The organism is Bacillus sp. ISL-55 (assembly GCF_018613155.1).
Lineage (GTDB): Bacteria > Bacillota > Bacilli > Bacillales > Cytobacillaceae > Mesobacillus.
The window spans coordinates 22,284-41,874 of the sequence record NZ_JAGGQU010000040.1 but is presented as its reverse complement, the minus strand read 5'-3'; the positions used below and the strand labels follow the sequence as shown (position 1 = coordinate 41,874).

Annotated in this window: 20 protein-coding genes and 1 other annotated feature; of the genes, 1 reads left to right on the top strand and 19 read right to left on the bottom strand. The window is 42.6% G+C overall.

The features are described 5' to 3' along the window. Nucleotides 1–35: 35 nt before the first annotated feature. From J7E32_RS18610 to rpsU, 19 genes are all read right to left on the bottom strand, one after another. Nucleotides 36–437 carry a DUF188 domain-containing protein gene (locus J7E32_RS18610; protein ID WP_353654070.1) on the bottom strand — a complete coding sequence of 134 codons (402 nt, stop codon included), beginning with the start codon at nt 435–437 and terminating at the stop codon, nt 36–38. A gap of 319 nt (nt 438–756) precedes the next feature. Then, nucleotides 757–1,575 (bottom strand): pyruvate, water dikinase regulatory protein, encoded by an 819-nt coding sequence (locus tag J7E32_RS18605; protein ID WP_214910557.1) that lies wholly within the window; start codon nt 1,573–1,575, stop codon nt 757–759. Nucleotides 1,576–1,605: 30 nt separating this feature from the next. Continuing rightward, complete coding sequence (ccpN, locus tag J7E32_RS18600; RefSeq protein ID WP_214910574.1) at nt 1,606–2,235, bottom strand: transcriptional regulator CcpN; 630 nt, start codon at nt 2,233–2,235, stop codon at nt 1,606–1,608. Between the two features lie 437 nt (nt 2,236–2,672). Beyond that, the gene (gene glyS, locus J7E32_RS18595) at nt 2,673–4,748 is read right to left on the bottom strand and encodes a glycine--tRNA ligase subunit beta (RefSeq protein ID WP_214910555.1); all 2,076 of its coding nucleotides are present in this window, start codon (nt 4,746–4,748) and stop codon (nt 2,673–2,675) included. Further along, nucleotides 4,741–5,631, bottom strand: a complete 891-nt coding sequence (glyQ, locus tag J7E32_RS18590) for a glycine--tRNA ligase subunit alpha (RefSeq protein ID WP_213369560.1) — start codon at nt 5,629–5,631, stop codon at nt 4,741–4,743. Before glyQ ends, glyS begins: the two co-directional genes overlap by 8 nt. Before the next feature lie 137 nt (nt 5,632–5,768). Further along, nucleotides 5,769–5,940, bottom strand: a binding site (T-box leader). 109 nt (nt 5,941–6,049) lie between these two features. Next, nucleotides 6,050–6,802 carry a DNA repair protein RecO gene (gene recO / locus J7E32_RS18585; RefSeq protein ID WP_214910553.1) on the bottom strand — a complete coding sequence of 251 codons (753 nt, stop codon included), beginning with the start codon at nt 6,800–6,802 and terminating at the stop codon, nt 6,050–6,052. Nucleotides 6,803–6,833: 31 nt separating this feature from the next. Further along, complete coding sequence (locus J7E32_RS18580; RefSeq protein WP_084135511.1) at nt 6,834–6,977, bottom strand: YqzL family protein; 144 nt, start codon at nt 6,975–6,977, stop codon at nt 6,834–6,836. A 170-nt stretch (nt 6,978–7,147) separates the two neighbouring features. Then, nucleotides 7,148–8,077 (bottom strand): GTPase Era, encoded by a 930-nt coding sequence (era, locus tag J7E32_RS18575; RefSeq protein ID WP_214910551.1) that lies wholly within the window; start codon nt 8,075–8,077, stop codon nt 7,148–7,150. A 256-nt stretch (nt 8,078–8,333) separates the two neighbouring features. Then, nucleotides 8,334–8,726, bottom strand: coding sequence for a diacylglycerol kinase family protein (locus tag J7E32_RS18570; RefSeq protein ID WP_214910549.1), 393 nt, complete (start codon nt 8,724–8,726; stop codon nt 8,334–8,336). Further along, nucleotides 8,704–9,174: an rRNA maturation RNase YbeY gene (gene ybeY / locus J7E32_RS18565; RefSeq protein WP_214910547.1), complete on the bottom strand. Its 471-nt coding sequence runs from the start codon at nt 9,172–9,174 to the stop codon at nt 8,704–8,706. Before ybeY ends, J7E32_RS18570 begins: the two co-directional genes overlap by 23 nt. Then, a complete protein-coding gene (locus J7E32_RS18560; protein ID WP_214910546.1) occupies nt 9,171–11,354 on the bottom strand; it encodes an HD family phosphohydrolase in 2,184 nt (727 codons plus the stop codon). The genes ybeY and J7E32_RS18560 overlap by 4 nt, the downstream gene beginning before the upstream one ends. A gap of 633 nt (nt 11,355–11,987) precedes the next feature. Then, nucleotides 11,988–12,947 carry a PhoH family protein gene (locus J7E32_RS18555; RefSeq protein ID WP_214910544.1) on the bottom strand — a complete coding sequence of 320 codons (960 nt, stop codon included), beginning with the start codon at nt 12,945–12,947 and terminating at the stop codon, nt 11,988–11,990. Next, on the bottom strand, nt 12,898–14,136 hold the full coding sequence (gene yqfD, locus J7E32_RS18550) for a sporulation protein YqfD (RefSeq protein ID WP_214910542.1): 1,239 nt from the start codon (nt 14,134–14,136) through the stop codon (nt 12,898–12,900). Before yqfD ends, J7E32_RS18555 begins: the two co-directional genes overlap by 50 nt. 15 nt (nt 14,137–14,151) lie before the next feature. Beyond that, entirely contained in the window at nt 14,152–14,436 is a 285-nt protein-coding gene (yqfC, locus tag J7E32_RS18545; RefSeq protein WP_214739368.1) for a sporulation protein YqfC, read from the bottom strand. Between the two features lie 110 nt (nt 14,437–14,546). Beyond that, nucleotides 14,547–15,101, bottom strand: a complete 555-nt coding sequence (locus J7E32_RS18540) for a hypothetical protein (protein ID WP_214910540.1) — start codon at nt 15,099–15,101, stop codon at nt 14,547–14,549. Between the two features lie 34 nt (nt 15,102–15,135). Beyond that, nucleotides 15,136–16,131 carry a flotillin-like protein FloA gene (gene floA / locus J7E32_RS18535; RefSeq protein ID WP_041966898.1) on the bottom strand — a complete coding sequence of 332 codons (996 nt, stop codon included), beginning with the start codon at nt 16,129–16,131 and terminating at the stop codon, nt 15,136–15,138. A gap of 154 nt (nt 16,132–16,285) precedes the next feature. Then, nucleotides 16,286–17,578, bottom strand: a complete 1,293-nt coding sequence (locus J7E32_RS18530; RefSeq protein ID WP_483297620.1) for an NfeD family protein — start codon at nt 17,576–17,578, stop codon at nt 16,286–16,288. Nucleotides 17,579–17,818: 240 nt separating this feature from the next. Continuing rightward, nucleotides 17,819–18,265: a GatB/YqeY domain-containing protein gene (locus tag J7E32_RS18525; protein WP_214910538.1), complete on the bottom strand. Its 447-nt coding sequence runs from the start codon at nt 18,263–18,265 to the stop codon at nt 17,819–17,821. 17 nt (nt 18,266–18,282) lie between these two features. Beyond that, complete coding sequence (gene rpsU / locus J7E32_RS18520) at nt 18,283–18,456, bottom strand: 30S ribosomal protein S21 (RefSeq protein WP_015595024.1); 174 nt, start codon at nt 18,454–18,456, stop codon at nt 18,283–18,285. Between the two features lie 210 nt (nt 18,457–18,666). Here rpsU and J7E32_RS18515 point away from each other — a divergent pair, with 210 nt between their 5' ends. Continuing rightward, nucleotides 18,667–19,590 (top strand): Na/Pi symporter, encoded by a 924-nt coding sequence (locus tag J7E32_RS18515; protein WP_214910536.1) that lies wholly within the window; start codon nt 18,667–18,669, stop codon nt 19,588–19,590. Nucleotide 19,591 lies beyond the last annotated feature (1 nt).

Here is a 19,591-nt window from a genome sequence, read left to right as displayed (position 1 = left end):
ATGACCTCTAATTAGTTGTGATTACTTGAACATTTCTAAAAATTCGACAAAAGCATGTTCAATTCCTTTATAAACTTTTCCCTGTCTTTTTCTGTAAAGGGTTTTGGTCCCTTTCCATAGGATCCCTGCCTTCTAGCCCTGGCAGAAAGATACCTTAAGTCAAGGGCAGTCTGAATGTCCTTTTCTTCAAATAAATTTCCCCTAGGAGAGATGGCATAAACCCCTTTCGCAATGAGGGTAGATGCAAGACCGATGTCCTGCGTCACCGCAAAATCACCTTTCTTAACGTGATTCATTAAATAAAGGTCTACAGCCTCCTTATGAGAATCGACAAATACCCAGTTCTGCCCTTGAAGATCGTTCTTCATATGGGCATAAGAAGCCACAAAAACAGCTTCGATGGAAAACTTCGAAGCAATTTCGACAATTTCCTTAATGACCGGGCAAGAGTCTGCATCAACAAAAAGGGTCTGACTGTTGATTTTACTAGTATTAATTCTACATCACTCCGCATATTCCTTCTTAAGGATTGTATTTTTTCAAGGGAATTTTGTCGAATTTTTTCGTGGTCAACATCTTGACAACTGATAGTAAATAGTTTATTCGTAATCTGTCCAGTCTAAACCTAAACAGATACATTTTTATCACAATTTTTTATTATAGTATAAGAAAGCCTATTTTTCCATTATTTTTTCTCTGCGATTGCATTAATTAGTTAAAGAACTGTCAAAAAGAAAAGCACATACAAAATATGTGCTAATCGTCCATTTTCTTATTTCGGACCATATTCAGAATGACATTTGCTGTTTCTTCCACCGCTTTGTTGGTTACATCGATGACTGGACATCCTATTTTTTCTACAATCCCATCAAAATATTCTATCTCTTCCTTGATTCTCTCGATATTGGCATAGATCGCCTGATCGTTCAATCCAAGTGAGATCAACCTCTCACGGCGGATTTGATTCAACTTGTCCGGAGTTATCCTGAGTCCAAAGCATTTTTCCTTGGGAACAAGGAATAATTCTTCTGGCGGATCTACTTCAGGAACTAGCGGTACATTCGCAACTTTATATCGCTTGTGGGCGAGGTATTGTGATAAAGGTGTCTTGGATGTTCTTGAGACCCCCACCAGGACGATATCCGCTTTCAGTATGCCTCTTGGATCGCGGCCATCATCATATTTTACTGCGAATTCGATTGCTTCAACTTTTTTGAAGTAATCTTCATCCAGTTTACGGACAAGTCCGGGTTCGTATAAAGGTGTTTCACCACTTAGTTGTTGAACCAGCTGCATGAGCGGCCCGATGATGTCACAAGCATAGATCCCCTCATTGGAAGCAGACTCTTGAAGATAGCTGCTTATATCTGGCTTGACCAATGTGTAGGCAATCATTCCGCCATCATGCTTAGCAAGTGAAATGACTTCATCAATATGTACCTTATCTTCTACGTAAGGAAACCTTTTAAGTGAAACATCCAAATTTTCGAATTGGCTGATAGCAGCCTTCGTAACGAGCTCTGCTGTCTCGCCGACAGAGTCAGAAACCACATAAATAATAGGTGTTTTAATCATCTTTTAACCAACCCCTTCTCTATTTGCTTCTTATTCCTCTGCCAAGGCCACAAAAGCCTTTGTAATGTTTGTCTTTGTCAATCTTCCCACTAACTCGTACCCATCATCTGCATCTCTGATGATTGGAAGGGCATCAATCTGTTTTTCAATTAATTCCTTGGCAGCATCAATGAGCAGGTCATCCCGACGGCATACGGTTATATTTGGCATCCTTGTCATGATGATATTAACTGGCAAGGCAGTCAGTTCCTGGTTTCCAATGCTTGCTCTCAATAAATCTTTGCGAGAAAGGACACCTACTAGCCTTGAAGCTTTATCGACCACAAATAAAGTGCCTACATCTTCAAGGAACATTGTAACGATCGCATCGTATACAGATACATTTTCTGGAACAACTACAGGAATGGACTGATAATCCCTGACAAGGATTTTTTTAAGATTCTCAGAAAGCAGCTGATTTCCAGATTTGCCTGTGTAGAAATAACCTACACGAGGTCTGGCATCCAAATAACCCGACATCGTCAGGATGGCAAGGTCAGGCCTAAGGGTAGCCCTTGTCAGATTTAATTTTTCAGCAATATGCTCACCAGTGATCGGTCCGTTATCTTTCACGATTTGCAGAATATGCTCCTGGCGTTTATTCAGTTCGATTGTCCTCACCACCCATCGGGAGATTTTTATAATAAACTGTTCTCGCATCGGATATTAAGTATAGGCTATTTATAAGTTTCGCTCTGTTAAACTAAACTGTTGAGTTTCGTTCCAGGCGCTTCGCTTTCCGCGGGAAGAATATGAAAAAGACCAACTACCGTCTTTTTCATGTTCAATTCTTCCTCGGGGCTGGCGATGAGCCTCCTCGTCGCTTCGCTCCTGCGGGGTCTCATCTGACCAGCTAAGCCCGCAGGAGTCTTCGCGCCTTCCACTACAATCAACAGAATTTATTATATACTACACAAGGTAATAAATAAGAATAAATAGTCTTTACTTAAGTCCATGAAGATTTATGCGAGCAGGCATCTGTACTGCCTTTCCTTACTTGCTGAAGTGCCTTCCTGTGGAGGAAGGCACTCAGATAAGGCATTTCTTGATAACGTTGCTTACTTTACGACGATATCATTTACTTTTGCAAGCTTCATGATCAAAGCTGCCAGTGCAGCCATCTGATTCAGGCGATTTTCTCGTACATCCTGTTGGTCAGACATGACCATTGTATGTTCGAAATAATCATTAATTTCAGGTTTAATGTCAACTAAAAGCTGATAGTATGAAGCAGCATCCATACCGTCCTCGGCCTTCCTTCCGAGATCAAGATACTTTTCATACAAACTTTGTTCATACTCGTTTTCGAATCGTTCTGGGTCAATATCGCCCTGCACGTCTTTCTTGCTAGCGATATTAAGAACCCGGCTCAATGCTTCCATGCTTTCTTTAAAGCCTTCCTCACTGCTGGCAGCCTGGAGTGCTTCTGCTTTTTCAACCAGTCCCGATACAATACCAATTTCTCCTCCGAGTACGGCATCAATTAAATCGTAGCGGATTCCTCGCTCCTGCAACAAATGCTTGACTCTCAATTTAAAGAATTGGATAAGGTCATGGTAAACTTCTTCGTCAGTGCGCTTTGTAATTCCTGCTTCTGAAACAAGATTAAGTGAAAGGCCGACTAGATTCTCAAGTGAGATGTTCCATTTCTTTTCAATCAGGGTTTGCACGATTCCAGTCGCCTGTCTCCTCAATGCATATGGATCCTGAGAACCGCTAGGAATAATGCCGAGCGAGAAGAACGCAACGATTGTATCGAGTTTATCGGCAATTGCAACCAACGCTCCCGCTGGTGAACCTGGAATTGAATCGTCTGCATTACGAGGCATATAATGCTCATTGATAGCCACTGCCACTTCTGGGCTTTCACCCTTTTGCAAGGCGTATTTTTCTCCCATTATTCCTTGTAATTCCGGAAACTCGTATACCATTTGTGAAACTAGATCGAATTTGCTGATTTGGGCCGCCCGATCCGCAAATTTTATAACATCTGGGGCGAATTCTAACCTTTCAGCAACCAAGCCCACAAGCTTGCGCACTCGTTCTGATTTTTCCGCAATTGTACCGATATCTTCGTGGTACACAACATTTGTCAATTTTTCCAATGCTGCGTCGATTGTCGTTTTTTGGTCTTCCTTATAGAAAAACGCTGCATCCGCCAGTCGAGCTCTTAGTACTTTCTCATTACCGCGTGCAACCTTCTCAATATGGAGGTGATCACCGTTCCTTACGGTAATGAAATGGGGCAGCAATTCCCCGCTGCTGGATTTCACAGGAAAGTACCTTTGGTGCTCCTTCATCGAAGTAATCAGGACTTCACTGGGAATTTCCAGAAACTCTTCCTCGAAACGGCCATATAACGCAGTTGGATATTCAACAAGGTTATTGACTTCTTCAAGCAAGTCTTCATCGACAGGGACTACCCAGCCGTTCTCCTCCTCGATTTTTTCAAGCTGAGAAGTAATGGCGTCCTTACGCTTTTGCGCGTCAGCAACAACATATTGCCCTAACAACGCTTCTTCATATTCCTGAGGATGAGTTAACTGGATTTCACTTTCTCCAAGGAATCGATGGCCTCTTGTTATGTTGCCAGTTTGGACACCAGCAATCTCAAATGGAATGATATCATTTCCGAACATGGCAACAAGCCATTTGATTGGCCGGACATAACGAATCTCTAGGTCAGCCCAGCGCATGTTTTTCGGGAATGTCAACCCAGAAATGATTGCTTTCAGTTCAACAAGCAGCTCAAAGGTATCCTTTCCTTTGATGAATTTCTTCACGTGAGCATATTCAACACCGTTGATCTCTTTAAAATATACATCCTCAACCGTCAGTCCCTGGCCGCGTGTAAAGCCAATAGCTGCTTTTGACCACTCTCCGTCCTCGGAGAGTGCAATTTTCTTAGCAGGACCTTTCGCTTCTTCCTCGCTGTCTTCCTGGCGCTCATCAACATTCAGGACTAGTAGCGCAAGCCTGCGCGGAGTGGAATAAAGCTGGATTGCTTCAAAACCAATATTATTCGATTTCAGCCAATTCTCCACCTTGGAAGCCAGCTGGTTCATGGAGTCAGTAATAAATCTTGCAGGCATTTCTTCCAAACCGATTTCAAGCAATAAATTACGTTTAGTCATTTTCCACCTGCTCCTTCCGTTTAATGATTGGAAAGCCTAACTTTTCTCGTTCTTCATAGAACGTTTTCGCAACTTTCTTGGCGAGGTTACGGATACGGGCAATATAACCTGTCCGTTCAGTAACGGAAATAGCTCCTCGTGCATCAAGAATGTTAAAAGTATGAGAACACTTCAGGACGTAGTCATATGCAGGGTGTACAAGCCCTTCATCCATCTGGCGATTTGCTTCTTTTTCATAAATATTGAAAAGGTTGAAAAGCATGTCTTTGTCAGATGTTTCGAAAGTATACTTTGAATGCTCGTATTCTGGCTGCCCAAAAATGTCCCTTACGGTAAAACCATTTGTCCACTCAAGATCAAAGACATTTTCTTTATCCTGAATATAGGACGCCAGTCGTTCAATTCCGTATGTAATTTCAACGGAAACTGGTTTGCAGTCGAGTCCGCCTACCTGTTGGAAATAGGTAAATTGCGTGATTTCCATGCCATCCAGCCAGACTTCCCACCCTAGTCCTGCACAGCCAAGGGATGGATTCTCCCAGTTGTCCTCCACGAAGCGAATGTCGTGCTCAAGTGGGTCGATTCCTAAGGCTTTTAAAGAATCCAGATAGAGTTCCTGGATATTGTCAGGAGAAGGCTTCATGATTACCTGGAATTGATGATGCTGATAAAGCCTGTTTGGATTCTCTCCGTAGCGGCCGTCAGCTGGGCGGCGTGATGGCTCTACATAAGCGACATTCCATGGTTCCGGGCCAATCGCCCGCAGGAATGTGTATGGACTCATTGTTCCTGCACCTTTTTCGGTGTCATAAGCCTGCATAAGGACACATCCTTGTTCAGACCAGTGTTGTTGCAGTGTTAAAATCATATTTTGGATATTCATCATTACACCTCCGAAAATTTTGAATCAGTTTTACTAAGATCATTTGTTGTTTCTTTTCAAACAGTAACATTAATTAGAACGCTGATAACCTGAATTTAAAAACAAAAAAACTCCCGCCTCCTATGCATCTTTTCATGCATAGGGACGAGAGATTACCCGCGGTTCCACCCTATTTGCTGCAAATGGCAGCCACTTTAAAAGTGATGTCGCTCCGGAACGCCTTCCTTAATTTCTGCAATCCGGCTCACACCATTTCCGGACTCGCTTATACAGAGGGTTTTAAGTACTCTTTTCCTTCACCGCAACATATGTAATTTTTGATCAACCTTTTCAGCGATGCGAATGCTTTCCGCATATCGGTTGAAAGCTACAAGCTTTTGATTTGAATAATAGCGAAAAGAAGCAGCAATGTCAATAGTTACAGTTGATCCCTAAATGAATCCATTTGATCAAGAAATTTTCTTGTTTTTAAATACAGTCCTGAGTACTCATCATAATAAGCGGAAATCACCTTTTTCAGTTCAAGCTTTGTCTCTGGCTTCACTGAAATATTGCCAAGTCGGCTTAGGTCTAGTAAATAAAATAATCGAAGCAGCCTGACCGTGCCTGGCGAGGTTTTGATCCTGTATGGATCCATTCCGAAGCATCGATGGCAGAGCAGCCCGCCCTCTCTGATCGAAAAGTTGAAATCCCCCTCTGTACTTCCGCAGTTTGCACACTTGTCCAAAACCGGGTACAACCCTTGGACATTCAGCATTTTCATTTCATAAATGAACGTAAGGATCTCCATATCGTAGCCTTCATTCAAAAGTTTTAGCGTCTGGAGAAGCAATTCGAACAAAAATGGATTGGACTTCTTGTCCTCTGTCACCTTATCCGTCAAATCAACAATATAGCTGGCATGTGCTGTAAGGAAGATATCCTCACGAATCGACCTCATCGATGAAATCATATCCCCCTGCTGAAGACCGCCGAGCCCAGAACTTGACTGGAAAAGGAACTGTCCATAAGTAAAAAGCTGGGTGACAGCAGCAAGCCTGCTATTAGGCTTTTTAGCACCTCTTGCCATCACACCAACTTTTCCGAATTCCCTGGTATATAAGGTAACAATTTTATTGTTTTCGCCATAATTCGTCGTTCTAATGACAATGCCTTCGCATTTCTGCAGCATCTTCTGTCACCATCCATTACTACAGACAAACCTATGAGATTGGAAAATCAATTCCTGCTAGTTCTTCCTCCTGATAACCGGGTATTTCTTGATCGTCTTTCTCTAATTCCTTAAAGAGAAGATATGTGTCAATGTTACCTGTCTGAGAAAACACCTTCCAGGTAAAATCCAACATCGAAAACCCCACCTTTCAATTTTTCACTAGCAATTTATTTATCCCAAATCCTTATGAATATCATAGCCTGTCAATCAGATTTTCATGTTACATAAAAATTGTTAATCCTGCTTATGAATAATATTTGCAACCCATTAATATGTTAATGAGGGAGCATTTGCCAAACAGGCTTAATACTCATCTTCCCTGAAACCAAAATCACGAAGCTGTGTGGCTTTGTTTCTCCAATCCTTCTGAACCTTTACCCATAATTCCAGAAACACTTTTGTACCGAGCAAATTTTCGATATCATGACGTGCCCTTTTGCCAATTTCCTTCAACATACCGCCCTGCTTGCCAATGATGATGCCCTTTTGCGAATCCCTCTCGACAATGATGGTAGCCATGACATGCACCATTTCTTTTTCAGGCTGGCGTTCCATTTTTTCAATTACAACAGCAAGTGAATGTGGAATTTCTTCCCTCGTCAGATGAAGCGCTTTTTCTCTGATTAGTTCGGAAACAATAAAACGTTCTGGATGGTCTGTTACCTGGTCAGCGGGATAAAACTGTGGCCCTTCCGGCATTTTCTCCTTGATTTGTTCCAGGAGCTTTTCGATATTGTTTCCTTCAAGAGCAGATATCGGCACAATTTCAGCGAAATTGAACTTTTCATTGTAGGACTGAATTAATTTCATCAACTGATCTGGGTGGATCAAATCGATTTTATTAATGACAAGGAAGACCGGTGTTTTTACATTTTGAAGTTTCTCAATGATAAATTCTTCCCCGCGTCCATATCCTTCCTGAGCATTGACCATAAACAGTACCAGATCGACTTCTTTTAATGTATTTTGCGCAACCTTCATCATGAAATCGCCAAGACGGTGCTTTGGTTTATGGATCCCTGGAGTGTCTATGAAAATTAGCTGCGAATCATCAAGTGTCAGGACACCCTGAACCTTATTCCGGGTCGTTTGCGGCTTATCACTCATAATCGCAATCTTTTGCCCGATTACCCTGTTAAGAAAGGTTGACTTTCCTACATTAGGCCTTCCAATGATTGAGATGAATCCAGATTTGTGAGATTCGTTGTTATTGCCTTGATTATTAAAGTTCATACTGTATTTCCCTTCTCCACTATATTTTAACTTATTTTCAGTGTGATTTCACCGTTTGTAGCAAAAATGAAATATAAAATTTTAAATTTTCTAAAAACATACAAGCACTGTTTATACACTGTGATGATATTTTACTTAAGTTTTCCCTTGTTTTCAAATTGGTGCAAACATAAGGAACAAAACTGCGGATTTTCTTAAAAGATTAATCTGTTTCGATGGACTAATCATAACAAAAAAGTTGCCCTGAAACGGACAACTAATTAAACAAAGCTAATATTCTCGGCAGAAAAATGATTATTCCTATCATGACACTGGCTATCGCAAACACCAGGACGGCACCGGCCGCAATATCTTTTGCCTGTTTTGCAAGCGGGTGATATTCTTTTGTGTACATATCAACTGTTCTTTCAATTGCCGTATTCATCATTTCCATCGAGATCATTCCTCCAATGGATAGGATGATTGCAATCCACTCGTACTTATTAATCGAAAAAATAAATCCTGATAAAATGACGATAAGGGATATAGCCAGATGGATTTGTACATTCCGTTCCTTTGCTGCCGCTGCCGCAATTCCCTCGAAGCCAAATTTGAAGGAGGAAGCCAATGGATGCTTCCTCTGTTTATCAGCGGCCAAGCCCATATCCATCCAGAATTTCTTTTTGTCTGTCAAACATTTGTTTTTCATCCTGCTCATTCATATGATCATAGCCTAATAAATGCAGTAGACCGTGTACAGCAAGGAAACCAAGTTCCCGCATGAAAGAATGGTTATATTCTTCAGCCTGCTCCCTTGCTTTTGGAATGGAAATGATGATATCGCCCAGTATCCTCGGTATCCCTTCCCCGACTATTTCCAGTTCCCCTTCGCCCATCTCTTCAAGTGCGAAAGAAATGACGTCTGTCGGACGATCCTTGTCTCGATATTCGCGGTTTATCTCCTGGATCCTCTCATTCGACACGAAGGTTACGGATAGTTCGCTCCCCTCCTGGACATTTTCTTTCTCTGCCGTATAGTTCAACAGTTTTTCTATTTCACTTATCTCTTCCTGATTAAGTTCTTTTATTTCATCCAAAAAATCGATCTCTATACTCATGCCTGCTTCACCTTCTGCTTATTCATTTCTGGATATTCTATTCTTGAGTGAAAGATTCCCTTTAACGTTTCACAAAGTGTATCAGCGACGGTATCCAGCTCTTTCAGCGTAATATCACACTCACTTAGCTGTCCATCCTGAAGCCGATCCCCGATTATATTGTGTACCAAATTTTCAATTTGTTCATGGGTAGGATGTTGCATCGAACGCACAGCAGCTTCAACACTATCCGCAATTCCAATGACCGCAGACTCTTTCGTTTGCGGCTTCGGTCCAGGATAGCGGAAATCCTCCTCTTTTACCTCGTGACCGCTTTGCTTCTCTTTATGGTAGAAGAATTTTAACAACGTAGTTCCATGGTGCTGTTCTGCAATATCAATGATTTCTTTTGGCATCCGATGCTTGCGCAGCATCTCCGCTCCGTCAGTCGCATGGGCGATGATGATATTTTTACTTGTCAATGCCGGCAATTTATCATGCGGATTATCCATGTTAATCTGATTTTCAATAAAGAACTGCGGACGTTTTGTCTTTCCGATGTCATGGTAATAGCACCCGACCCTGGCAAGAAGCCCGTTAGCACCTATCGCCTCACATGCCGCTTCTGATAGATTAGCTACCATGACACTATGATGGTATGTTCCAGGAGCTTCTGTAAGGATTTTCCTTAAAAGCGGGTGATTTGGATTGGACAGTTCGATCAACCTTAAAGTTGAAAGGATGCCAAATCCCGCTTCAAAAAATGGCAGCAAACCAATCGTCAAGACTGCTGAAACAATCCCTGACACGAACGCTGCAATAAAATAAAAACCGTATTCCAGTCCTGAATACTGGCTGTTCCTTAAAAACAAAATCGAAAGAATCACAACCAGGTTAACCACCGACACAAACATCCCCGCCTGGAGGATTTTCGAACGTCGATTCTGTTTCTGAAGGAACAAAATTGCCGCCAGACCGCTGATTAAAATATATAAGCCTATCGTAACATTCAGGGTTCCTGTAATACCTTCATTAAAGATGATCGATCCTGTAACGGCCAGGATTGCCATCTGAAACAATGCCAGTCTTTCATTAATCAGCATCTTGATTAGCATTGCTCCCATTGCAGCAGGGAAAAGATAGCCAATCTCCGAGTATTCGAATTCTTCGAATAAACTAACGAGCTTCATCAACAATATGGAGGTAATAAATATGATGCTGAATATCAAAAGGTTCTTCTGCTTTTTATCACCGTTTTCCATTTCGTTGAAAATGACATACAAGGAAAAAAGGATCAATGCCACAAGCATAGCAAGCCCGACAAAAGGCTTATAGGAGTTTTCACTCTCTAACAGGCCTACAAGCTGAAGCTTTTTATATACATCCCGGCTGATAAGCTGTCCTTCATCCACAAGAATTTGCCCTTCAAGGATCCTTACGGGTTCAACACTGTCCATGGCCTGCTGGCGCTGATCTTCCGTTGCTTCTGGATCGTAAAACTCATTTTGGACGACTGCATAGCGGCCGAGTTCAATAACAGCTTTCTTTAAACTGCTGCTTAAACTCGTATACTTCAATTCTTCCTCTACATTTAACTTTGCATTCTCCACTTCATCCGCGGGAACACTATGCTTCATCGTATTATTAATAGCCGTAACCGTTAGGTCCTTGGCAACCAGCAGCTCTTCATTCGGCGCTTGAAGTAAAGCAATGAACACTTCGTCAGATAAGCTTTTCGTTTCACTCTCGGTCAACTTTGTTTTTAACATTGCCAGCTTTTCTTCCTTCGAAGGACCTTCAGGATCAGGAGCATCCTCCACACCTGACTCTTCTGCTGTTTTTCTCTTCTGGTCGATCTCTTTCTGCACTTCATTATTCACTTCTGAAACCGAACTAAAAATGGAAGTGACTAAATCAACCCTGTTCTGTGCATATTCCCTCTTGACCCTGTATACATCATTGACACGCTCGAGCGCTTCCCTGCGGTTCGCTTCCGTGCTCTCCTTATCCTCAACTGTAACAGGGGAACGGATGGTTTTTTCCGCCAAAGAGTGTAACTCCAAATTGAGCTTTTCAGGTTTTACATTGCTGTACATCGCTGAATACATCACAACGCCTATCAGCAAAAATAATAAAACCCGGAATATCTTTATATTCAACAAGTTCAAAATGGCAGTTAATTGGACCTGCAGCTTATCCATTTACAACCCTCCTATTTGAAAAGCGCAAGCGCCTTGACCAGCCCCGACAAGCGCTGGAGGGCCTGACAGTGAAGTCGTTCTTTGACTTCATTGGCAGGACCGAAGCGTCTCGAGGGGCTAGGCGCTGGAGCTAGACACTAATCTAAGTTCAAAAAAATATATTCATTTAGAACGAAAAGCGCAAGCGCCTTGAGCAGCCCCGACAAGCGTTGCCCGCCTATAACGCCACATCGTGTGGCTGGCGGGTTGGCACGTCGTGTGCCTCAGAGGGCCGACCATTGAAGTCGCTCTTTGACTTCATGGGGCGGACCGAAACGGTCGAGGGGCTAGGCGCTGGAGCTAGACACTAATCTAATTTCAAAAGAATATATTTATTTAGAATGAAAAGCGCAAGCGCTTTGACACAAATATTTATTAAACAAATAGAGCCAGTTTGAGAATAACTGGGAAATATACCTAACTTTATGTACCATCATATCAGTTTTTCTCTAAACTTTCATCCCTATTTAATATTAGCCCCACCTGCTGGGCAAGCCAAGGGAGGAAGCAAAGGTTTTAAGCCTCCTTTTATTGCTTTCATACCCCTTCGGAAGCAAAAGTCCGCTCTCGTTTACCAAGAGCGGACTAAGATGTTTATTCATTTTTACCATATGCTTCTATGATCCGTCCGACAAGCGGATGCCGAACAACATCAGCTTGTTCAAGGTGCACGAAAGAGACTCCGGAGACATCCTTTATGACTCTTTCTGCTTCAACCAATCCTGATTTTGCTCCCTTTGGCAGATCAATCTGTGATGTATCCCCAGTAATGATCATTTTAGACCCAAATCCGAGGCGAGTCAGAAACATCTTCATCTGTGCATGAGTCGTATTCTGCGCCTCATCCAGGATCACAAAGGCATCATCGAGTGTCCTTCCCCTCATATAGGCAAGAGGCGCAATTTCAATTGTCCCTCTCTCAATCAAGCGCAAAGTATGTTCAGTACCAAGGATATCGTGCAGGGCATCATATAATGGACGGAGATAAGGGTCTACCTTTTCCTTCAAGTCCCCTGGAAGGAAGCCAAGGCTTTCTCCTGCCTCTACTGCTGGTCTGGTTAAAATAATTTTGGACACAGCACCATTCTTTAGTGCCGTGACTGCCATAACGACCGCAAGATACGTTTTACCAGTACCAGCAGGTCCTATGCCAAAAACAAGATCGCGGTTTTTGATGGCATTAACATAGTGTCTTTGACCAAGAGTCTTGACCCTGATTGATTTACCCTTAACGTTTTTACTGATTTCTTCATCATATAAATCCTTGAAATATTCCAAGGTACCCTTTTGGGCCATTTGAATTGCGTAAACTGCTTCTCTCTGGCTTATGCTGATTCCTTTCCGGATAACGGCAAGCAGATTGTCCAAAACAGCCTGGGCTAACTCAACCTTGTCCTCAGGTCCTGAGATTCCTACTGCTTCTCCCCGGGTCACGATCGAGACACCCAGCTCCTGTTCAATCAGCTTAAGGTTCATATCTGCATTGCCGAATAATGAAATGGCTTCAGTTGGGTTCGCTAGTTGTATTTCCATCGTTTTTAAGTCTTCTGTCATTCTCAGTCTCCTTGATAATTGGTTGTCCTTCTGCTATATCTTCAATGATTGTAAAATGTGTGGTTAGCTTTACTTTATCATTCTCAATTGACTGATGTAAAATTTTTTCCCCTTTAATGATAGCATTTTCAGGAAGGTAGTTTTTTATATCCTTTCTTGCTAATTCTTTTGCACTTTCTATTGCTTCCTTCCTTGAATAGATCCGCGTCACCTGTTCCCGCTCCCTGATGGTCTTCTTTTCAACTTTAACAGGAAGTTCCCATTTGAAAAATCTCACAGGCTGTTCGGTCACTTCGATTTCATATTCACTGAAATCAGACTTTCCGAATCCCCAGACGGTTAAAGCTTTACCGGCCAACATGAGAGAATATTTCTTTTTCTCATTGCCATTGAAGACCTGGAACGTACTCTTTAAAGGCAACTCCACATTTGTTGAATACCAAGTCTCGCCAAGGACTTCACCTTCAGCCGCCACAACCTTCAGATCATCTTCTTTTCCGTACAGACCGGACACTAGAAGCTGCCCTGGCATAACATAGTCATTCACCTCAACAACCGGTTCCCCTTTTTCCACAAAGATCTTGACGATGGCTGCTTTCCTTTTTGCTACCAGGTTCCTCGGCCCAATTACTTCTGCTTTTTCCGGCTCACTCTTTTCAACAGCCTGAAAATGATAGGTCGTCCCTTTCAGCTCCACACCTATCCAGGTCAGGGCTCCAACTTTATCTGTCAGTTCCTTTTGGATACTCTCCACACTATCTATAGAAAATTGCAATTTCCCGACGCCAATCCCCATCCTGTCCAGTTCCTTGCGAATCTGGTGTTCGGTCGCCGGGCTCGCCCCTTTTATTTCAATACCCCAAACCATGTTTGAAAGAAGCATCATTAATGCGAAAAATAAAAATGCACCCGCCAAAAATCCACTGTTTGTCCATAATTTCCTTAAAAAGAAAGGGCCGCCTGCCCTCTCTAAAAACCTGATTTTGCAGTTGCTCTCCCTTGCTGGAATTCTCAGCTTTTTTACATTCTGAGGATTAACATAAAAGGTGACGGCTTCGGATCCATGTTTTCTCACGTTCCATATTGAAACACCACTGCGTGTCAACTGATTTAAAAATCTTTCTATACCCTTTCCAGTCAATTTCACTTTTACTGTGCCAGAAAAAGTGTGAATCCATTGGTTTTTCATTCGTCTCCCCCTCAATCAATCATTTATATAAATAACCTGATCTATTTTTCCTTCGAGCAAGATTTCTTCAGGCAATATTGTCTTGATCACAAATGCTTTTCCCTTAACAAGAAGCTGCCCCCCTTTAATCATCAATCGCACTTCTCCATCGGAAAAAGCAAGCAGACCTCTGTGATTCTCTATATAAATATGGACATGCCCAATCATCGTGATTCTAGGGAGATCCATCATGACATCTTGAGGAAGATCCATTTTTTGCGTCATCCATTTACGTACATACTGGCCCCATTTTTTTGCCATAAAAAAAAGAACCCCCTTTCATCTCATATGTATGAGAAAAAAGGAGGTTCTAGCACCATTTTTAACTTTATGGATACGCATTCTTCCAAAACGAGGGCGAATTATTATACCTAATATCTTCTGAGCGGGTTGTATGGCCTTTTAGCCCTCGGTTTACCAAGGACTTCAGCCCAAATCAACCCCTCTATTAGGGTGTCCCTGTCTGGCTGGAAGACAACTTCTGGTTCTTTTTGTTCCCTTTTTTGCATTAATCGTCCTGATGATTCACCAGCAGACATGCGACCTTTACTTGAGCTCTGTTTGTTCATCTGCTCTTCAGACTGAAGCTTTCTTTCCAGATAAACCTTCTGGAGATCATTAATGATTTCCACACCAGTATCACCAGAGAACTTCTTTTCTGAATTCCGGGTTCTCTCTGATTCTCTGCGATTACCTTTTTCAATTTCAGATTGAGGCTCAACCCTTGCCTCCGCCGGCTGTCTCCTGGCAGGCGCAGGACGAGGCTGCCTTGCTGGTCCAGGCTGTTGTATCGGTCCTGGGGGCCTGACCGGACGGCGCTGCGGCTGCTGGCCGTCCTGCTTCTTTTTATTGAAAAGACTTGAGATGACCCCGATCAGAATAAACAGGGCTATAGGGTTACTGAACAATTCAAATAAAATTTCCATGAGTAGCCCCCCTTTCTTTTAACGGGTTCTCGCATCAGTTATTATTTTTATCATCTTTTTTATTGTTTGAAAGGTTGCCAATCGACCCTCTCATATCTGTGTCCGCTTCGATATTCTGGATATTCATATAATCCATCACACCAATATTGCCTTCACGCAGCGCTTCCGCCATTGCCAATGGTACAGTTGCTTCGGCCTCGACGACCTTCGCTCTCATTTCCTCGACGCGCGCTTTCATTTCCTGTTCCTGAGCTACGGCCATAGCGCGACGCTCCTCGGCTTTTGCCTGGGCAATCTTCTTGTCCGCTTCCGCCTGCTCTGTCTGAAGCTCTGCACCGATATTCTTGCCGATATCAACGTCCGCAATATCAATCGATAGAATTTCAAAAGCTGTACCTGCATCCAGTCCTTTTGAAAGAACCGTTTGTGAAATCATATCCGGATTCTCTAACACTTTTTTATGATTACCGGAAGAACCAATTGTCGATACAATCCCTTCACCAACACGGGCAACGATCGTTTCTTCACCAGCACCCCCGACAAGTCTGTCGATGTTTGCTCTTACGGTAATCCTTGCTTTAGCTTTTACTTCAATCCCATCCATAGCCACACCAGCGATGAATGGTGTTTCAATTACCTTTGGATTTACACTCATTTGTACCGCTTCTAATACATCACGGCCGGCAAGGTCAATCGCTGCCGCTCTTTCGAATGAAAGTTCAATATTCGCACGGTGTGCTGCAATCAGGGCATTTACAACCCTATCTACATTACCTCCAGCAAGATAATGGCTTTCAAGCTGGTTTGTTGTAACATTTAACCCTGCTTTATGAGCCTTGATCATCGGATTGATGACCCTGCTTGGGATAACCCTTCTTAACCTCATCCCAATCAGCGTGAAAATACTGACCCTGACACCTGCTGCTAATGCTGAAATCCATAGCATTACCGGCACAAATGTCAGCAAAACACCAAGGAAAATAATCCCAAGTGCAATCGCTACTAAAACAAAAGCTGTACTTGCGTCCATATGAACTGCCTCCTAAAAAATATTATTCCATGTTCTTTGAATCTTCTTTATTTTACCAAATAAGCTCAAAGACCATTGGTATTTATCTCTACTTGTTACTTCATCGACTCGTCGGGCAAGAATACCTCAACGAACAATACAATGAAAGAACAAATTAGATCTCTGGAACCTCTCTAACCACAATTCTCGAGCCTTCCGTTTTTACAATCCTAACTTTCTTATTCTTTGCAATAAATCCACCCTCACTGACAGCATCAATGCGTTCATCGTCAACAACGATTGTTCCTGATGGTCTGAGGGGAGTCAATGTGATTCCTTCTACGCCAATCAGTTCAAGGCGGTTTTTATTGGATACATATCCCTTTTCAGTGCTTGTTGAATCTGTCAGTATGATTCTTCTGAAAAATTTCATCTTTTTTCCAAACACCCTTATCATTAAAATAGATAATACGATGGACGCAGTCAAGGCGATCAGTAACGAAATACCCATATGCACCACATTATCAGATGCCATAAAAAAGCTTGCAAAGATAGCTAATAAACCAATAACTCCAGCTATTCCTCCTGGAATGAATAACTCAAGCAATATAAGTCCAACGCCAAGCGCGAACAAGATCAGCGTTTCAAAGCCAGCGAGTCCAGCTACCATATGTCCGTAGAAGAATAATAGCAGTGCCGATAATCCCGCTATACCCGGCAGTCCAAACCCAGGAGAATAAAGTTCCAGCACCAAACCAAGGCTTCCGACTGTCATCAGAATCGGAATCACAACTGGATGCGTTATGAATCTCGCCAGCTTTTCAGCGAAAGTTTCATTCACATTCCTGATCTCCGCATTCTCTAAACCGATTTTTTCCAATACCTCATTGAGGTTTTTTACCGTTCCTTCTGAATAGCCCACTTCAAGGGCCTGATTTGCCGTAAGAGTCAGCAGCTTACCCTTGCCTGCCCCTAATTCCGGAAGATCTATGCTGTCATCAGCCATCGCCTGGGCATAAATCGGATCTCTTCCACTCTCAACGGCAGCCGCTTTCATGGCAGCAAACCAGTATGACTCCGCTTTCTTTCCAGCAGTATTGCCCTGTTGGTCTATGATCGCAGCCGATCCCATCGTAGCTCCGGGAACCATATAAATCTCATCTGTATTCAGTGAAATATATGCACCCGCGGATAACGCTTTTTTGTTGACAAAGGCAACTGTCTTCAAGTCAGTGCCTGTCAAAAGTTTCCCTATCCCATCAGCGGCATCAACGACTCCACCGGGTGTATGCACGTCAAAAATGATTGCTTCAGCACCAGCCTCTTCAGCCTCCTCCACCGCTCTTTCCAGGAAAGCAAGCAATCCCTTTTCGACTGTTTCTTCAATCGGCACCACGTAGACAACCTTTTCATCCGCAGCTGCAGAGAATGGATTGATCAGACTGGCCAGTGACAAGAGGATAATGATGCTCGCAATCACTGATTTGATTTTCAATTCGGCACCTCCATTCTATAAAATAAGGCCATATTGGTAATACGCATTCGCACAGTAAAAGGTTTCATTGATTTTTAACAGATTTAAAAAAAGAATCCAGCTGCAGTGTAAAGATTATGTATTTAAGTTCAATGAAACACAAAATACTATTTGAAGACACTTCTTATTATACGCTAAAAAGGCCGCAAGAATATCCCGCGGCCTTCGAGCTTTTTATGAAAGGTGTTGTTGTACAAGTTTATTAACGAGAGATCCGTCTGCTTTACCTTTTACTTTAGGCATAAGGACAGCCATTACTCTACCCATATCGGCTTTCGATGCCGCACCGGTCTCCGCGATAGCTTCTTTGACAATTTCAGTCACTTCTTCTTCGCTAAGCTGCTGTGGCATGTAAATTTCGACATGCTTTAATTCATTTTGTATCTTTTCAACGAGGTCTTGTCGACCTGCCTTTTCAAATTCCTGGAGGGAATCTTTGCGTTGCTTCACTTCACGAGAAAGTACAGTTAACTCTTCTTCTTCGGATAATTCCTGCTTGCCGAACTTGATTGCTTCGTTCTGCAGAGATGCTTTGACCATCCGAATCGTCGTGAGTCTGTCCTTTTCTTTGTTCTTCATCGCTTGTTTCATATCATTATTTAAACGCTCGAGTAGACTCAATTAGATTCCACCCTCTCTTAGAACTTGCGTTTTCTAGCAGCTTCAGACTTTTTCTTACGCTTTACACTAGGTTTTTCGTAGAATTCGCGCTTTCTAGCTTCTTGGATAGTACCTGATTTAGATACAGTACGTTTGAAGCGTCGAAGAGCATCTTCAAGCGATTCGTTTTTACGAACGACAGTTTTAGACATTCTCTTTCCCTCCCTCCGAGCACAACACACTAACACCAAAACACATGGAAACCATGTACCTTGCAATTATAATATAACACTGGCATGAGGTCAACTGTAATTAGCCCTTGTTTTTACATTATGTACTTTTGCAGGATAACATACAGGCAACAAATTTTGTTAGCATGTCCTGTCCTCCTTTTCATACATTTAAATTGGAGGGGGAGTCCAATGGTCTATCTATTATTTTTCCTATTATTTCTCGCTGTTTTCATCGGCGGCATGACATTGCTTCGAAAAGGCTTGTTCGAGCTTTCTGCCACCAGATTGAAAAACTGGCTGACCGTCATGACCGATTCACCACTAAAAGGGTTGATTGCAGGAATGGTAGTGACCGCACTCTTGCACAGCAGTTCCGCTGTCATGGTCATCACGATTGGATTGATTTCAGCAGGCCTGCTGAAATTCTCGCAATCAATCGGAATCATTCTTGGATCAAATATAGGGACAACCTTCACTCTTGAAATCATTACTTTCAACATCGATGCTTTTATCGTTCCGTTTGCTGTTATAGGTGCAATTTTAATGGTATCAAGAAACAGAACATGGCAAAACATCGGGGCGATTGCCTTTGGGATGGCTGCTGTTTTTGCTGCCATGCGCGGTTTCACTTTCCTCGCCGACCCTGTGACCAGCCTGCCAATTGTGGAGCTAGCACTTACCAACCTGAACAACAGCCATTTAATCAGCATTTTCACAGGCACAGTTGTGACCGCTATGATCCAATCAAGTACCGCGATGACTGGGATCATCATGGGATTTCTATCAGAAGGAACTTTAAGCATGGATTCAGCAATAGCTGCGATGCTTGGTGCCAATATAGGTACTTGCATTACCGCCATGCTAGCATCCATTGGTGCCGGCAAAGAAGCCAGGCTCACAGCGTTTGCTCACGTATGGCTGAATATCACAGGCGCGGCAATCTTCTATCCTTTCATTGAACAAATAGCTGCACTGGCTCCAATGACAGCCATAAGACCAGAAGTCCAGCTGGCACATGTCAGTGTTGTTTACAACGTAATCGCTTCGATACTCGTTCTCCCAGTTGCCGAGAAATTCGGTAAAATGATTGAACTCATTCATGGGCGCAGTTAGT

Excerpts from the sequence above, each read along its gene's own strand:
- recO (WP_214910553.1), bottom strand. The coding sequence starts at position 6,802 with ATGCTGCAGAAATGCGAAGGCATTGTCATTAGAACGACGAATTATGGC.
- J7E32_RS18555 (WP_214910544.1), bottom strand. The coding sequence starts at position 12,947 with ATGACAGAAGACTTAAAAACGATGGAAATACAACTAGCGAACCCAACT.
- J7E32_RS18515 (WP_214910536.1), top strand. The coding sequence starts at position 18,667 with ATGGTCTATCTATTATTTTTCCTATTATTTCTCGCTGTTTTCATCGGC.
- glyS (WP_214910555.1), bottom strand. The coding sequence starts at position 4,748 with ATGACTAAACGTAATTTATTGCTTGAAATCGGTTTGGAAGAAATGCCT.
- J7E32_RS18560 (WP_214910546.1), bottom strand. The coding sequence starts at position 11,354 with ATGGATAAGCTGCAGGTCCAATTAACTGCCATTTTGAACTTGTTGAAT.
- J7E32_RS18605 (WP_214910557.1), bottom strand. The coding sequence starts at position 1,575 with ATGATTAAAACACCTATTATTTATGTGGTTTCTGACTCTGTCGGCGAG.
- yqfD (WP_214910542.1), bottom strand. The coding sequence starts at position 14,136 with ATGAAAAACCAATGGATTCACACTTTTTCTGGCACAGTAAAAGTGAAA.
- floA (WP_041966898.1), bottom strand. The coding sequence starts at position 16,131 with ATGGACGCAAGTACAGCTTTTGTTTTAGTAGCGATTGCACTTGGGATT.
- ybeY (WP_214910547.1), bottom strand. The coding sequence starts at position 9,174 with ATGAGTATAGAGATCGATTTTTTGGATGAAATAAAAGAACTTAATCAG.
- J7E32_RS18570 (WP_214910549.1), bottom strand. The coding sequence starts at position 8,726 with ATGGATATGGGCTTGGCCGCTGATAAACAGAGGAAGCATCCATTGGCT.
- era (WP_214910551.1), bottom strand. The coding sequence starts at position 8,077 with ATGAACTTTAATAATCAAGGCAATAACAACGAATCTCACAAATCTGGA.
- J7E32_RS18580 (WP_084135511.1), bottom strand. The coding sequence starts at position 6,977 with ATGTTGGATTTTACCTGGAAGGTGTTTTCTCAGACAGGTAACATTGAC.
- glyQ (WP_213369560.1), bottom strand. The coding sequence starts at position 5,631 with ATGAATATCCAAAATATGATTTTAACACTGCAACAACACTGGTCTGAA.
- J7E32_RS18540 (WP_214910540.1), bottom strand. The coding sequence starts at position 15,101 with ATGGAAATTTTATTTGAATTGTTCAGTAACCCTATAGCCCTGTTTATT.
- yqfC (WP_214739368.1), bottom strand. The coding sequence starts at position 14,436 with ATGGCAAAAAAATGGGGCCAGTATGTACGTAAATGGATGACGCAAAAA.
- rpsU (WP_015595024.1), bottom strand. The coding sequence starts at position 18,456 with ATGTCTAAAACTGTCGTTCGTAAAAACGAATCGCTTGAAGATGCTCTT.